The organism is Herbaspirillum lusitanum (assembly GCF_026127345.1).
GTDB lineage: Bacteria > Pseudomonadota > Gammaproteobacteria > Burkholderiales > Burkholderiaceae_D > Herbaspirillum > Herbaspirillum lusitanum.
On sequence record NZ_QXFG01000002.1, the window covers coordinates 27,574 to 42,339 of the forward strand.

12 protein-coding genes are annotated in these 14,766 nt (G+C 62.4%); 9 read left to right on the forward strand and 3 right to left on the reverse strand.

The window, feature by feature from the left end; all coding sequences use genetic code 11:
- Positions 1 to 22: 22 nt before the first annotated feature.
- The 3 genes from DXT88_RS00425 (at position 23) to DXT88_RS00435 (ending at position 4,271) form a co-directional block, all read left to right on the forward strand.
- Positions 23 to 961 carry a dihydrodipicolinate synthase family protein gene (locus tag DXT88_RS00425; protein WP_265210924.1) on the forward strand — a complete coding sequence of 313 codons (939 nt, stop codon included), beginning with the start codon at positions 23 to 25 and terminating at the stop codon, positions 959 to 961.
- 348 nt (positions 962 to 1,309) lie between these two features.
- Positions 1,310 to 2,467, forward strand: coding sequence for a patatin-like phospholipase family protein (locus tag DXT88_RS00430; protein WP_265210925.1), 1,158 nt, complete (start codon positions 1,310 to 1,312; stop codon positions 2,465 to 2,467).
- A 142-nt stretch (positions 2,468 to 2,609) separates the two neighbouring features.
- A complete protein-coding gene (locus tag DXT88_RS00435) occupies positions 2,610 to 4,271 on the forward strand; it encodes a methyl-accepting chemotaxis protein (RefSeq protein WP_265210927.1) in 1,662 nt (553 codons plus the stop codon).
- 99 nt (positions 4,272 to 4,370) lie between these two features.
- Here the strand turns inward: DXT88_RS00435 and DXT88_RS00440 are convergent, their stop codons facing one another.
- Both DXT88_RS00440 and DXT88_RS00445 read right to left on the reverse strand, forming a co-directional pair.
- Positions 4,371 to 4,922, reverse strand: coding sequence for a flavin reductase family protein (locus DXT88_RS00440; protein WP_265210929.1), 552 nt, complete (start codon positions 4,920 to 4,922; stop codon positions 4,371 to 4,373).
- Between the two features lie 281 nt (positions 4,923 to 5,203).
- Positions 5,204 to 5,569, reverse strand: coding sequence for a hypothetical protein (locus DXT88_RS00445; RefSeq protein ID WP_016836743.1), 366 nt, complete (start codon positions 5,567 to 5,569; stop codon positions 5,204 to 5,206).
- A gap of 230 nt (positions 5,570 to 5,799) precedes the next feature.
- Between DXT88_RS00445 and DXT88_RS00450 the strand changes: the two genes are divergently transcribed.
- The 5 genes from DXT88_RS00450 to DXT88_RS00470 all read left to right on the forward strand — a co-directional run bounded on the left by DXT88_RS00450 (position 5,800) and on the right by DXT88_RS00470 (position 11,848).
- The gene (locus DXT88_RS00450; RefSeq protein ID WP_265210930.1) at positions 5,800 to 6,783 is read left to right on the forward strand and encodes a DMT family transporter; all 984 of its coding nucleotides are present in this window, start codon (positions 5,800 to 5,802) and stop codon (positions 6,781 to 6,783) included.
- A gap of 22 nt (positions 6,784 to 6,805) precedes the next feature.
- Positions 6,806 to 7,132, forward strand: a complete 327-nt coding sequence (locus DXT88_RS00455; RefSeq protein WP_265210931.1) for a hypothetical protein — start codon at positions 6,806 to 6,808, stop codon at positions 7,130 to 7,132.
- Between the two features lie 223 nt (positions 7,133 to 7,355).
- A complete protein-coding gene (locus DXT88_RS00460) occupies positions 7,356 to 8,525 on the forward strand; it encodes a branched-chain amino acid ABC transporter substrate-binding protein (protein WP_265210932.1) in 1,170 nt (389 codons plus the stop codon).
- 110 nt (positions 8,526 to 8,635) lie between these two features.
- Positions 8,636 to 9,871 carry an ABC transporter substrate-binding protein gene (locus DXT88_RS00465; protein WP_265210933.1) on the forward strand — a complete coding sequence of 412 codons (1,236 nt, stop codon included), beginning with the start codon at positions 8,636 to 8,638 and terminating at the stop codon, positions 9,869 to 9,871.
- A gap of 279 nt (positions 9,872 to 10,150) precedes the next feature.
- A complete protein-coding gene (locus tag DXT88_RS00470) occupies positions 10,151 to 11,848 on the forward strand; it encodes a methyl-accepting chemotaxis protein (protein ID WP_265210934.1) in 1,698 nt (565 codons plus the stop codon).
- An 84-nt stretch (positions 11,849 to 11,932) separates the two neighbouring features.
- Here the strand turns inward: DXT88_RS00470 and DXT88_RS00475 are convergent, their stop codons facing one another.
- On the reverse strand, positions 11,933 to 12,844 hold the full coding sequence (locus DXT88_RS00475; RefSeq protein WP_265210935.1) for a LysR family transcriptional regulator: 912 nt from the start codon (positions 12,842 to 12,844) through the stop codon (positions 11,933 to 11,935).
- Between the two features lie 168 nt (positions 12,845 to 13,012).
- Here DXT88_RS00475 and DXT88_RS00480 point away from each other — a divergent pair, with 168 nt between their 5' ends.
- Positions 13,013 to 14,740: an IlvD/Edd family dehydratase gene (locus tag DXT88_RS00480; RefSeq protein ID WP_265210936.1), complete on the forward strand. Its 1,728-nt coding sequence runs from the start codon at positions 13,013 to 13,015 to the stop codon at positions 14,738 to 14,740.
- Positions 14,741 to 14,766 lie beyond the last annotated feature (26 nt).

Sequence of the window (14,766 nt, forward strand, 5' to 3'; positions counted from 1 at the left end):
CCGAACTGAAGAGAGACAAACAATGAGCAAGAAAAAACCAGCGCCAACGCCTGTCTATCGCGGCGTCTTCCCGGTCGCCCCGACCATTTTCGACGACCACGGCGACATTGACCTGGAAGGCCAGCGCCGCTGCATCGATTTCATGATCGACGCCGGCTCCGACGGCATCTGTATTCTGGCCAACTTCTCCGAGCAGTTTGCGCTCACCGACGACGAGCGCAATGCGCTCATCAGCACCGTGCTCGACCACGTCGCCGGCCGCATTCCGGTGATCGTCACGACCACCCATTTCAGCTCGCGCATCTGCGCACAGCGCAGCCGCAATGCGCAGGACGCAGGCGCGGCGATGGTCATGATCATGCCGCCGTACCACGGCGCCACCATCCGCGTCGGCGAGCGCGGCATCCAGGAATTCTTCCAGACGGTGTCGGACGCGATCGACATCCCGATCATGATCCAGGACGCGCCGGTCAGCGGCACCACGTTGTCGTCCACGCTGCTGGTCAAGATGGCGCAGGAGATCGCCAACGTCTCCTACTTCAAGATCGAAGTGCCGCAAGCCGCCAACAAGCTGCGTGAAATCATCGCCCTCGGCGGCGACGCCATCGTCGGTCCGTGGGACGGCGAAGAAGCCATCACGCTGATGGCCGATCTCGACGCCGGCGCCACCGGCGCGATGACCGGCGGCGGTTATCCGGACGGCATCCGCCGCATCCTCGATGCCTACGTTGCCGGCGACACAGAACTGGCGGCGCAGCATTATCAGGAATGGCTGCCGCTGATCAACTACGAAAACCGCCAGGGCGGGCTGGCGTCGTGCAAAGCCCTGATGAAGGAAGGCGGCATCATCAAGTCCGACGCCGTGCGCCATCCGCTCGCGGCGATGCATCCCGCCACTCGCGAAGGCCTGATCAGGATCGCGCGTCGCCTCGATCCGCTGGTGCTGCGCTGGGGTAAATAAGCACGCATAGTCGACGTTACTGCTGCGCTGCATTATCGGCCGCGTCCTTCATACGAAGGCGCGGCCGCTTCATTTGAACCCTCACCTGCGCATGACATGGGAACGGCAGCGTGACAAAGTTTCTCCGTTATTACGTACATGTCAAAACGTCAATCCGCTGCAAAGCCTTGTAGTGTCGCGGATATCCATCCGTTGAATACCAGATATGCGTTAATTAAATCTCCGCGGCACATTCCTTTCAGTTTCTTTGAGGCTATATTTCCCTGACACAGAAATTTTGCAGTGCATCATTCCTTTTTCCATAAAGGGCGCTGCTTCAAAAACACAACGGGAATCTGAGAGGCTCACATGACCAATCAGTACAGGGCGGGAAAAAAAGCATTGGTAATCGGCGGCGGTGCGCCGAATTCAACCTTGATCGCGGGCGCGCTGACGGCGTTCCTCGACGAGGGCATCGAGTTCGACGTCATCTCGGCCTCCGGCGCCGGCGTGCTCATGGGCTTGCTGTATCAGGCGCCGCTGGGTTGCACGCCGCGCGAGGCGCTGGTGCGTTGGGCCGAGGTCGGCGTCGCCGACAGCATCTACAAGATGTTCCCGGTCAACTACAAGATCTTCAACAAGCCCGGCCAGGGCGCGCGCAGTTTCCGCGACCAGGTGCCGGCGCAAATGCCACAGTTACCCCAGATGCCGCAGTTGCCGCAATTGGCCGGTTTGCCCAACATGGCCGGCGCGGCCGGCAATCCTTTCCTCGACGTCTTCACGCAGCGCTTCGCCGAAGCGTCGGGCGCGTGGAACGACTGGATGCACCTGATGTTGTCGGCCATGTCGCCCTCGGACCTGTCGTCCAAGAGCCTGGGGCTGTGCGCGCATCACCCCTTCCTCGAACAGGCGATCGACTTCGACGCCATCGCGCGCATGAAGCCGGCGTTCTACATCAACGCCTACAACATGAGCAAGAGCGAGATGCAGATATGGGACAAGGACGAGATCGCGCCGATTCATGTGCGCGCCGCGTTGTCGTTTCCGTTCCTGTACCCGCCGACGGAAATCGGCGGCGACGATTACATCGAAGGCGCCGCGCTCGACACGCTCAATTTCGATCCCTTGAGAACGCAGGGAGTCGACGCAGGCAAGCACGACGACATCGACACCCTGGTGGTGCTCGACATCCTCGGCGAGGACCGCCTGATTCGCAAGCCGCGCAATCTGTACGACGCCTGGGTGCGCTCCATCATCACGCCGCTGGTGAAGATCTCGAAGACCGAGATGCGCCTGTTCGAACTCGAGCACAACACCCATCCGGACACCGGCGAACCGCTGCGCCGCCTGCTCAAGGTCGATCTCATGAGCGGCATCCCGGAGGAGCATTGGCCGGAGGTGCTCGACTGGTCCGCGTCGAACATGCAGTTGTTGTTCGACGTCGGCTACCGCGCCGGCAAGGAGTTCTGTCGCGAGCATGGCGAGTCGCTGCAGAACGCCTTTGAAGGCACTCCATTAGCGGCGTAAGCGAGTATTCAGTATTGGCAGCACGGCATTTAAAACAGCAACACCGGAATCGCCAGCATCGCCTCCGGCAGGAGGAGACAACGCCAGCACCGCAGCCCACGAGGCCGCGGATTCCATTCACTTTTTGAGAAATGAAACGACCATGACGATCACCAAACGCCTTATTCTCACTCTCTCGGTGGCCCTGCTGGCGCTCCTGTTCGTCGGCATCGACGGCCTCTGGCAACTGCAGCGCGCGCAGCAACGCTTCGACACGGTACAGAACCGCATCATCCCGAGCATCAGCGGTCTCAATGCCGCCAAGGGCTTCCTCGCCGATACGCGCCTGGCCGGTTATCGCCTCTCCGTGTTCTCCAACCTGAGCGACAAGACCGCGCTGGACAAGGCCGTGGCCGATGCCAACAAGGCCTTCGACGACGTCGTCGCCAAGTATGAAAAAGAACAACTCTTCGACGACACCGACCGCAAGATGCTGGAAGCCGACAAAGTCAACATGGAAGCCTACCGCAAGGCGCTGATTCCGTTCTTCGCCGCCGCGCATGCGGGCGACATGGATGGCGTGCGCGCCACGCTGGCGGCCGGCAGTCCGCTGGCGCTGTCCGCCGCCGGCGTCAAGAAAGGCATCGACGATCACATCGCCTACAACGGCAAGCTGGTCGACGACGTGCGCGCCGAAAGCATCGCCGCGTACGAGTTCGCGTTCAAGAGCATGGTCGCTGTCATCGTCGTGGCCTTCCTGCTGACCGGCACGCTGGCGCTGACCCTGTACCGCAACATCAGCGGCAGCCTGCGCAATATCCGCAACACGTTTGAAGAAGTCAGCGCCTCGCTGGACTTGTCGCAGCCGATGCGGGTCGATCGCATGGATGAGATCGGCCACGCTGCCACCGCCTTCAACAAATTGCGTGCGCGCATCGTCGACGTGATCGGCACGGTGCGCACCTCGACCGATTCGGTCAGCGTCGCCGCCCGGCAAATCGCGGTCGGCAATACCGACCTGTCGTCGCGCACCGAACAGCAAGCCGCTTCGCTGGAAGAAACCGCATCCAGCCTCGAGCAACTGACCTCGGTGGTCAAGCAAAATACCGAGAACGCCAAGCAGGCCAACCAGCTCGCGCTGTCGGCATCGCACATCGCCTCGCAAGGCGGTGACGTGGTGCGCCAGGTGGTCGACACGATGAACTCGATCAACGAATCCTCGCGCAAGATCGTCGACATCATCAGCGTGATTGACGGCATCGCTTTCCAGACAAACATCCTGGCGCTGAACGCCGCCGTCGAAGCAGCGCGCGCTGGCGAGCAGGGTCGCGGCTTCGCCGTGGTCGCCTCCGAAGTGCGCAGCCTGGCGCAGCGCTCGGCCGCCGCCGCCAAGGAAATCAAGACCCTGATCGACGACTCGGTCGACAAGGTCGGTTCCGGCAGCAAGCTGGTGCAGCAAGCCGGCACCACCATGAGCGACATCGTCAACAGCGTACAGAAGGTCACCGACATCGTCGGCGAGATCGCCAGCGCCAGCGAAGAACAAAGCAGCGGCATCAGCCAGGTCAACCAGGCCGTGTCGCAAATGGACGACGTCACGCAACAGAACGCCGCGCTGGTGGAAGAAGCCGCAGCAGCCGCCCAGGCCTTGCAGGATCAGGCCGAGACACTGGAGCAGGTGGTCAGCGTGTTCAAGCTGGACGCCGCGCGCCTGGTGACAACCGCCGCATCGCAATCGGCCAAGCGCGCCATCGACATCACGCCATCGGCCGTGCGCCTGGTGTCGCCTGCGCCACGACGCCTGGAACATGAGGCGGATGCCTAAGCGCGACGCATGAGGCGGCGAGAAGCTGTCGCTGCAGTTGTGAAAAAGGCCGCACGATTGTGCGGCCTTTTCTTTGGCGCGGTGTTTCCGGATCAGTGATCAGAGATTCTGCGGCATGAAGCGGCCGCGTCGGCTGACGTGGCGTCCTGCTTCGCGGAACTGGCCGTCGCCGGTGTAGTGGACGGTCTGCGGATATTTTGGCGAAGGGGCAGCGTGCGCCTTGACGACTTCGAAGATGAAGTAGTTGTAGGTGTCGATCAGGCAGTCGTCGTAGAGCTTGCACTCGAGGCTGACGAAGCAGTCGTCCAGCAGCGGCGCCTTGACCCTTTCCGCCTTGCTGGTGTGCAGGCCGAAGCGCGAGAACTTGTCGACGTCGGCGCCGGAACAGTTGCCGATGTCGGCCACCGTGTCGAGCATCTCGGCGGTGGGAATATTGATCACGCACTCGCGGCTGCTGCGGATCAGTTCGAAACTGTGGTTGCCTGCAGCGATGATGCAGCCCACCAGCGAGGGCGTGAATTCCATCACGGTATGCCAGCCCAGCGTCATCACGTCGGTCTCGTCCTGCCAGCGCGACGTCACCAGCACGATCGGGCCGGGCTCAAGATAATGACGGATGTCGGAGACGGGGTAATCGACCTTCTTGCTCATCGCGGACCACCAGTGCGGAAATGAAGATCATCCATTCTATGTCCGACGCCGGCCGCGTTTCTGTAGGACAAAAACTGATTTTCACGCTGAAATGCCCGCTGGACGCTGTAATCCGTTGGCGGCCGGTCAAGTTGTTGCCATCCGGTCATGCCAGTCCTGCAAGGTTTGCATTGTGGATGAAGGAGGGACGACAAAAAGCCGGAGGCTGCAGGCGCTCAATGTGCCTGCAGCCTCCGGCCGGGGCTCTACATTGGCTTAGTGGCTGGAATCAAGGACTGGAATTACCGGCTGTAATACACGTCGCGATACTCGCGGCGGTATTCACGATACACCGGGCGTTCACGGTATTCGCGCTCGACGTAGACCGGGGCAGGGCGCACATAGACAGGCGCAGGCTGATAGTAGACCTGCTGCGGCGCCTCCTGGTAATACACCGGTTGCGGCGCTTGCTGATAGACCGGTTGCGGTGCATAGCTCGGGCCCGCGTTGGCGTTGGCGATCATCGAGCCGACTGCGACTGCGCCGATGATGCCGGCGGCGATCGCCAGGCCGTTGCCGCCGCGATCATGTGCGGAGGCCGAAGTCGAAACCGAGGCTGCCAACACTGCAGTAACAAGCAGGGCAGGGATGATTTTCTTGCTGATCATGATGATGTCCTTTCAGTTGAGGCGCATCTTATTTCTCGCCACGATTCGAATATATTCTATTTTCGAACGAAGAAAAGCCCCGGCATTACTTGCTTACAATTCTTACCAAGTCGGCGAGGATCAAGACTCAGCCTGCCGCCAGCCTGCAATCGGGGCGCGCTCACGTTAGAATGCAGGGCTGCTTTCCTTGGGGAAAGCCAACCGACGCCAACAGACCTAAGCCCGCCTCCATGAATTACACTCCCGGCCGCCTGATGGCCTATGTCTGCCTCGCCCTCAGCATGTCCATGGTAGGCGCCTATGTCGCGCTGACCAAGCCGCTGGCGGCGGCGCTGCCGGTGTTCCTGCTGGCCTGGTTGCGCTTCGGCATCGGTGCGGTGGCGATGTTGCGCTGGCTCAGAAAGCCCGCCAACGAAGCGCCATTGACGCCGCGCACGCGCTTGCTGGTGTTCCTCGAATCCTTCCTCGGCAATTTCCTGTTCACGATCTGCATGATCAGCGGCGTCAGCATGACCAGTGCGGTGTCGGCCGGCGTCATCATGTCGGTGATCCCGGCAGTGGTGGCGCTGATGAGCTGGATTTTCCTGCGCGAACGCATCGGCGCGCGCGTCTGGATGGCGGTGGCTTGCGGCGCGCTCGGCATCGGCCTGCTGTCGCTGGCCAAGAATCCGCACGGGCCTGGTCTGGATGCAGGCGGCGCGGATGCCGCCCATCAGGCCTGGCTCGGCAACCTGCTGGTGTTCGCCGCGGTGCTGTGCGAAGCCTCGTACGCCGTCATCGGCAAGAAGCTCACCGCCGTGCTCAGTCCCAAGCGCATCAGTTCCATCATCAATCTTTGGGGTTTGGCGCTGATGACGCCGCTGGGTTTCTATACCGCGTTGCAGTTCGATTTCAGCGCCGTGCACAAGGGCATCTGGCTATTGCTGGTGTTCTACGCGCTGGCCGCGAGCGTGTGGAGCGTCTGGCTCTGGATGACCGGGCTCAAGTCGGTGCCGGCCGCGCGCGCCGGCGTGTTTACCGTGATGCTGCCGGTCAGCACCGCGCTGGTCGGCGTGCTGGCGCTGGGCGAACAGCTGACCATGATCCAGCTGGCCGCCTTCGCGGTCGCACTGGCCGGCATGCTGCTGGTGACCGTGCCGGGCAGGTCCGGTGCAGGTACGGGGGCAGATGCGGGGGCAGATGCGGGGGCAGGTTCGGGCTCGGGACACTCCTGATTTTCCGCACATCACGCACATCATGGCGCGCCGCTATCACTATTCCGTCTACGTCATCGAATTGTCAGCCGACGTGTTGTACGAGGCGCGCTTCCGCAAGGCCAATCCCGGCTACGTGACCGGCAAGCCCTGCGTCTACGTCGGCATGACCGGCCTCAACGTCGACCTGCGTTTCGACAAGCACAAGGCCGGCATCCAGTCCAACCGCTATGTACGCGACTTCGGCCTGCGCCTGCTGCCCAAACTCTACGAAATGTACAACCCGATGCCCTACGACGGCGCGCGCGACATGGAGGTCGAGTTGGCGATCGGGTTGCGTGAGGCCGGTTACGGCGTGTGGCAAGCCTGAACAAAAAGTCCCGGATTTGCGAAAAATAAATGAAAGTGATCGCACAGGAGGGATGGGAAAATGTCATGACTGCCACATACGCCACACGCCTGCGATGACGATGAAATCTCTGGTTTTTATGCTTCTTTTCCTCTTTATGCCGCCGCGGGGCGGGATGATATAACTATCGGCGTCGCGCACTCATACCAACTACATCAGCGCGAGGTCGAAAGGACAGGGACATATGGAGAAGCAAGGCAAACGCGGCATGGCGCTGCTGGCCATGACGGCGCTGCTGGGATTGCAGTTGCTCGGTTGGCAGCCGCCGGCAACGGCTGCCGACAAGAACGTCTCCATCGGATTCGCCGGGCCGCTCACCGGCCTGAGCAGCGCCAGCGGAACCAGCATGCTCAATGCCGTCAAGATGGCGGTCGATGAGATCAACGGCGCCGAGATGCGCCTGGGCAGCGACCGGCTGGTGCTCAAGCTGCAGGTGCAGGACGACAAATCCAATCCGCGCATCGCCGAAATCGCGGCGCGTTATTTCGTCAGGAACGATACCGCCGGCGTGGTCGGCATTTTCAACAGCGCGGTTGCGGTCAGCTCGTCGGCGATTTACCAGAAGGCCGGGATTCCGCATTTCGCCATTTCCGGAACACGGCGCTTCACCCAGCAGGGCCATGACAGCGCGTTCCGCATCGCCGCCTACGACGAGCAGCGCGCTGCCGTGCTGGCCTCTTACGTCGCGCAGGAATTGCACAAGAGCCGTGTCGCCATCGTGCATGACGATAGCGTGTTCGGGCGGGACTACAAGGAAAAATTCGAGAGCGCCTTCACCAAGCTGGGCGGCAAGATCGTCAGCGTCAATTCGGTCAACGCCACGACCTATGACTTCAACGACATCCTCAAGGCAATCCGGGTCGGCAAGGCGGACGCGGTGTTCTTCGGCGGACTGGCATCGCAGAGCGCGATGCTGGCGCAAAACATGTACCGCCTCGGGATCGAGGCGCAACTGGTGACGGCGGCCTCGCTGGTCGGTCCGATATTCTTGCAGACGGCTGGTCCCGGTGCGGAAGGCACGGTGTCGATCATGCCAGGCGCCCACCAGCGCAAGTCGAAGCAGCTCGACGCCTTCGAGAAGAATTACCTGCAGCGTTACAACGTCGCGCCCGGCGCCTATTCAGCGGTGGCGTATGACCAGGTGCAGGTGCTGGCCGCAGCAATCGTGCGCGCAGGCTCGGCTAATCCGCGCAAGGTGACTGCGGCCCTGCATGCGATCAAGTATAACGGCCTGACCGGCACGATTTCATTCGACGCCCACGGCGATCTGCGCGATGTGAGTTTCTCGACCTACCAGGTCAGGAATTCGGTGTGGACCATGTACAAGCAGTATCACGTCGGCATGGGTAACTAGAACGCATCTCACGCCCATTCATGAAATGAGTTCCGATTCTGCAACAAGGGCGTGTGCAGTGGAAATTCCCGGCGCTCGCTATACTTGTGGTCTTTACCGGGAAGGACACCATGAATTCGCGACTCCGCTTTACATTCAGCTTCACGTACGCACTGCAGTTCGCCGCCGTTGCGGCGGTGCTGGCCACCGCAGGTTTGTCCGGCAACGCCGCCGCCCAGGCCACCATCAAGATCGGCGAGATCAACAGCTACAAGGCGCAGCCGGCTTTCCTTGAGCCGTACCGCCAGGGCTGGGAGATGGCGTTGGAAGAAATCAACGCTGCAGGCGGCGTGCTCGGCAAGAAGCTGGAAGTGATTTCGCGCGACGACAACGGCAACCCCGGCGACTCGGTGCGGGTGGCCGAAGAGCTGGTCAAGCGCGAACAGGTGTCGCTGCTGTTCGGCGGCTTCCTGTCCAACACCGGGCTGGCGCTGACCGACTACGCCAGGCAGCGCAAGATTTTCTTCCTCGCGGCCGAGCCGCTGACCGACAAGATCGTCTGGCATAACGGCAACAAGTACACCTATCGCCTGCGTCCGTCGACCTACATGCTGGTGGCGTCGCTGGTCAAGGATGCGGCCAAGCTCAAGAAGAAGCGCTGGGCCATCGTCTATCCGAATTATGAATACGGCCAGTCCGCCGTCGCCAGCTTCAAGACGCTGATGAAGGCGGCGCAACCGGATATCGAATTCGTCGCCGAGCAGGCGGCGCCGCTGGGCAAGATCGACGCCGGCGCGGTCACGCAGGCCTTGGCTGACGCCAAGCCGGACGCCATCTTCAACGTGCTGTTCGCGACCGACCTCGGCAAGTTCGTCCGCGAGGGCAATACGCGCGGCCTGTTTGAAGGACGCGAGGTGGTGTCGCTGCTGTCGGGCGAGCCGGAATACCTCGACCCACTGCGCGCCGAAGCACCCAACAACTGGCTCGTGACCGGCTACCCGTGGTACGCCATCAATACGCCGGAGCACAAGAAATTCGTCGATGCCTACCGCAAGAAATTCAACGACTATCCACGCAACGGCTCGCTGGTCGGCTATAGCGCGCTGATGTCGATTGCGGCCGGGCTGAAGAAGGCCGGCAGCACCGATTCGGACAAACTTGCGGCGGCGTTTTCCGGCCTGAAGGTGGAGACGCCGGTGGCGACCATCACCTACCGCGCGCAGGATCACCAGTCGACTCTGGGCGCTTTCGTCGGCCGCACCGGCGTCAAGGACGGCAAGGGCGTCATGAGCAGCTTCGTGTATGTCGACGGCGCCAGCTTGCAGCCCTCGGATGCGGAAGTGAAGAAGCTGCGCGCGGTGGACTGATCCGCCGGCGTCAGGCCGCCAACATCAAGCCAGCAAGGCGGGCGCGATATGCCTGCCGCGGCGGCGTAATTTCCACACGGATCCGGCGCTAACCCAGCATCGGCAAGGATCGTGCATAAAACCTATCAAATTAATAAATACTATCAATTTTTGTTATGCATTGATTTTCCCTAAGATTGCGTCAGCTGGAAGCTGTTCTGCACTGCAAAGGTGCCGCCAGCCGACAAAAACAAGACAAGCGCCGACTCCGGACGGCGCACAACCTCAGGGAGCATCACCATGAACCAATCGCCACGGCGTGCCATCAGCGTTGCAGCCCGCCTCGAAATCAGCTTCGCCATCGTGCTGGCCATGATGGCGGCGCTCACCGTGCTCAGCATCATGAAGGTCAATGCCATCGAAGGCAGCCTGAGCACCATCAGCGACGACAACAACGTCAAGCAGCGTTACGCGATCAACTTCCGCGGCAGCGTGCATGACCGCGCCATCGCGCTGCGCGACCTGACCCTGGTGGGCGACGCCGAAGTCAAGGACGTCATCGGCCTGATCGGCAAACTGGACAACGACTACCAGCAATCGGCGCAACCGCTCGACGCCATCTTCTCCGGTGAAAAGGGCAGGAACGTCCGCGCCGAAGAACGCGCCGATCTCGCCGCCATCAAGGCCATCGAAGCGCGCGCCATGCCGCTGGTGCAACGCGTGATCGCGGCCCGCACCTCAGGCGATACCGACGGCGCACGACAGATCATGCTGCAGCAAGGCAAGCCGGCTTTCGTCGAATGGCTGGCTTCGATCAACAAATTCATCGACCTGCAAGAGCAGATGACCCAGGTTGAATCGGCCCACGCACGCAACCTGGCGCATGGCTTCCAGGCCCTGATGCTGGTCCTGCTGGCGGTTGCCATGGCGACCGGCGTGGTGCTGGCGACACTGATCACGCGCCACATCCGCCGTGCACTTGGCGCCGAACCGGCGCAAGTCAGGGAACTGGCCTTCGCAGTTGACCGCGGCGAGCTCTACCACGCCATCGAGCAGGACAAGGACCTCGGCAAGGGACATGAAAGCATCATGGCCGCGCTGTCGGAAATGAGCAGCAACCTGCGCCGCACCGTCACGGAAGTACGCGATGCCGCCAGCGACGTCACCGAAATCAGCGCCCAGATCGCCGAAGGCAACCGCGACCTCGCCTCCCGTACCGAAGACCAGGCCGCCTCGCTGGAAGAAACCGCCTCGGCGATGGAGCAACTGACTTCCACCGTCAAGCAGAACGACGACAACGCCAGGCAGGCCAACCAGCTGGCGCGCAACGCTTCCGCGATCGCCATGCAGGGCGGCGCCATCGTCGGCCAGGTGGTGCATACCATGGACTCCATCAATACTTCCTCGCGCAAGATCGTCGACATCATCGGCGTGATCGACGGCATCGCGTTCCAGACCAATATCCTGGCCCTGAATGCAGCAGTGGAAGCAGCCCGTGCCGGCGAACAAGGTCGCGGTTTCGCCGTGGTCGCCACCGAAGTGCGCAGCCTGGCGCAGCGCAGCTCGGCCGCCGCCAAGGAAATCAAGTCGCTCATCGATGACTCGGTGGAGAAGGTCGACACCGGCGCCAAGCTGGTCGGCCAGGCCGGCGAAACCATGGAGCAGATCGTCGCCAGCGTGAAGCACGTGACCGACGTGGTCGGCGAAATCTCCGCCGCCAGCCACGAGCAAAGCATCGGCATCGAAGAAGTGCACCGCGCCATTGCATTGATGGACCAGGTCACGCAGCAAAACGCCGCCCTGGTGGAACAAGCCAGCGCTGCGGTCGGCACCTTGCAGGACCAGGCCGGCAGGCTCAACCAGGCAGTCGGCGTGTTCAGCCTGGAAGATCCGGCGCTGTCCGGCTCCGCCCGCATCGTGCCGCTGCGCCCGCTCGGCGGCGACGCCAAGGTGGTCAACCCGGCCTTGCAACTCAGGGATGAACGCCGCAGCGCCTGATCGTTCAAAAGGTGTCACGTACGAAAACAAGCCTGCGCAAGCGGGCTTGTTTGTTTTGGCCGCGACCGATTTCGATGCCGACCGCTATTTGCGCGGCTTGCGTTTGCTGTTGCTCTTGCCGGCCTGTTTCCGGAACACCGCTTCGGCGTGTTGCAAAAACAGGCCGGCAAGGTGCGCATGAGGACGTTGCACGCCCCAGATGAAGCCGATCCGGCGCACCGGTGCGTGGCGCGGTAGCGGCACCCGCGCGATCGACAGGCCGCCTGACCACAGCGCCGACCAGTCGGGCAACAGCGACACGCCGAGTCCATGGTCAACCATCACCGCAATCGACATCAGGCCATTGATCTCGAGCCGCTGGTGAGGACGGATGCCGTGGTCCCGCAAATAGCGATCGGCCAGCTGGCCGCCCCAGACCGTACGGTCGTAGCGGATGAACGGTTCATCGCGCAGCAGCGCATGCGGATCGCGACCGGCCATGGCGGCAGGCGCCACCACCACCAGCGGTTCGTCCATCAGGGGACGCCATTCACAGGTCTTGGGAATGGCGAACTGCGGCTCGACCACCACCGCCGCATCCAGTTCTCCCGCCGCCACCATGCGGCATAGCTCGACCGAGCCGTTGGACACCACCGACACCGACAGGTCGGGATGGTCCGCATAGAGCGTGCGCAAGACCGGCGGCAGCACGGTGGTCAGCGCGGAGACGAAGGTGCCAAGGCGCAGTTCGCCGACCGGCGCTTCCTTGATGGCCATCGCACGCAGGTCGCGCTCTTCGCGCAACATGCTGCGCGCGCTGTCGAGGATGTTGAGACCGGCCGCGGTCGGCTTGACCGAACGTCCGGAGCGTTGCAGCAGCGGCGTTCCAAGTTCTTCCTCGAGCGCCCTGACGCGCGCGGCCAGCGCCGCCGACGTCAGGTCCAGACGGCGCGCCGCCTCGGCGATTGAGCCGCACTCGACGGTGGCCACGAAGCTCTGAAGGTAGCGAAGGTCCATCTGTCGATACTAAAAAATATCTTCTTTTAAAGCAAGAAATACCAAATTGTTTTTTGCAATGGAACCGCCCAGTATTCTGGCTTCACCACCTGTTGATGAACAGGTTCTTCAACCAGCGACGGTAAAAAAGCGACCGCCCTTGCGGGCAGGCAGCAGGAGACGAGACAAATGAAACCCAGGCAAACCGGTTTGAAAAAAGGGCTCACCAACTACGGCGACCAGGGCTTTTCGCTGTTCCTGCGCAAGGCGTTCATCAAGGGCGCAGGCTACACGGACCAGGCGCTTGAGCGGCCGGTGGTCGGCATCGTCAACACCGGCAGCAGCTACAACCCCTGCCACGGCAACGCGCCCCAGCTGATCGAAGCGGTCAAGCGCGGCGTCATGCTGGCGGGCGGGTTGCCGATGGACTTCCCGACCATCTCGATCCATGAGAGCTTCTCGGCGCCGACCAGCATGTACCTGCGCAATCTGATGTCGATGGACACCGAAGAAATGGTGCGCGCACAACCGATGGACGCCGTGGTGCTCATCGGCGGTTGCGACAAGACGGTGCCGGCGCAACTCATGGGGGCGGCCTCGGCAGGCATTCCTTCGATCCAGCTCATCACCGGCTCCATGCTCACCGGCAGTCATCGCGGCGAGCGGGTAGGGGCATGCACCGATTGCCGGCGCTACTGGGGTAAATACCGCGCGGAAGAAATCGACGCGGAAGATATCGCCGAGGTCAACAACCAGCTGGTCGCCAGCGTGGGGACCTGTTCCGTGATGGGCACCGCCAGCACCATGGCCTGCATCGCCGAAGCCATGGGCATGACGGTGCCGGGCGGCGCCTCGCCGCCGGCGGTCACCGCAGATCGCATCCGCGTGGCGGAAGAAACCGGCGCGCAGGCGGTGCAGATGGCGCACGACGGTTTGACCATCGACAAGATATTGACGCCCGCCGCGTTTGAAAACGCCATGCGGGTGTTGCTGGCCATCGGCGGGTCTACCAACGGCATCGTGCACTTGACGGCAATCGCCGGCCGCATGGGCCTGGAGATTGACCTGGACGCACTCGACCGCATGGGCCGCGAGACGCCGGTGCTGCTGGACTTGAAGCCTTCGGGAAAACATTACATGGAGGACTTCCACCACGCCGGCGGCATGGCGACGCTGCTGCGCGAACTCAAGCCGCTGCTGCGCCTGGAGGCGCTGACGGTGACCGGGCGCACGCTGGGCGAAGAGATCGAGCGCGCCGGCGCCGGCTTCCCGCAAGACGTCGTCCGTCCGGCCGCCAATCCCATTTATCCGCAAGGCGGCATCGCCGTCCTGCGCGGCAACCTGGCTCCCGGCGGCGCGATCATCAAACAGTCGGCAGCGGATGCCCGGCTGATGGAGCACGAAGGGCGTGCGGTGGTGTTCGAGAATGTCGAGGACATGGCCACGCGCATCGACAGCGACGCGCTGGACGTCAACGCCGACGACATTTTGGTGCTAAAGAACATCGGCCCCAAGGGTGCGCCCGGCATGCCCGAAGCCGGTTATATTCCGATCCCGCGCAAGCTGGCGCGCGCCGGCGTGAAGGACATCGTGCGGATTTCGGACGGACGCATGAGCGGCACCGCCTTCGGCACCATCGTGTTGCACGTCACGCCCGAGTCGGCCATCGGCGGACCGCTGGCCTACGTGCAAAACGGCGACCGCATCCGCCTGAGCGTGGCGAACCGGGAAATCGCCTTGCTGGTCGCGGACGAGGAACTGGCGCGGCGCGTGCAGGAGACGCCGGTCGTGATTCCCAGCGCCGGGCGCGGCTACGCCAAGTTGTTCCTGGACACCGTGACGCAAGCGGACCAGGGCGTGGATTTTGATTTCCTGCGTGCGGTGAAGATGGTGGGCAAGGCGCCGGATCGTGGTTGAGCCGAGATGAGTCGCCCTGCGCACTT

Bases quoted from the DNA above. Each gene is read 5' to 3' on its own strand.
- DXT88_RS00465 (WP_265210933.1), top strand. From the start codon at position 8,636: ATGAATTCGCGACTCCGCTTTACATTCAGCTTCACGTACGCACTGCAG.
- DXT88_RS00425 (WP_265210924.1), top strand. From the start codon at position 23: ATGAGCAAGAAAAAACCAGCGCCAACGCCTGTCTATCGCGGCGTCTTC.
- DXT88_RS00455 (WP_265210931.1), top strand. From the start codon at position 6,806: ATGGCGCGCCGCTATCACTATTCCGTCTACGTCATCGAATTGTCAGCC.
- DXT88_RS00450 (WP_265210930.1), top strand. From the start codon at position 5,800: ATGAATTACACTCCCGGCCGCCTGATGGCCTATGTCTGCCTCGCCCTC.
- DXT88_RS00480 (WP_265210936.1), top strand. From the start codon at position 13,013: ATGAAACCCAGGCAAACCGGTTTGAAAAAAGGGCTCACCAACTACGGC.
- DXT88_RS00445 (WP_016836743.1), bottom strand. From the start codon at position 5,569: ATGATCAGCAAGAAAATCATCCCTGCCCTGCTTGTTACTGCAGTGTTG.
- DXT88_RS00460 (WP_265210932.1), top strand. From the start codon at position 7,356: ATGGAGAAGCAAGGCAAACGCGGCATGGCGCTGCTGGCCATGACGGCG.
- DXT88_RS00430 (WP_265210925.1), top strand. From the start codon at position 1,310: ATGACCAATCAGTACAGGGCGGGAAAAAAAGCATTGGTAATCGGCGGC.
- DXT88_RS00470 (WP_265210934.1), top strand. From the start codon at position 10,151: ATGAACCAATCGCCACGGCGTGCCATCAGCGTTGCAGCCCGCCTCGAA.
- DXT88_RS00440 (WP_265210929.1), bottom strand. From the start codon at position 4,922: ATGAGCAAGAAGGTCGATTACCCCGTCTCCGACATCCGTCATTATCTT.
- DXT88_RS00435 (WP_265210927.1), top strand. From the start codon at position 2,610: ATGACGATCACCAAACGCCTTATTCTCACTCTCTCGGTGGCCCTGCTG.
- DXT88_RS00475 (WP_265210935.1), bottom strand. From the start codon at position 12,844: ATGGACCTTCGCTACCTTCAGAGCTTCGTGGCCACCGTCGAGTGCGGC.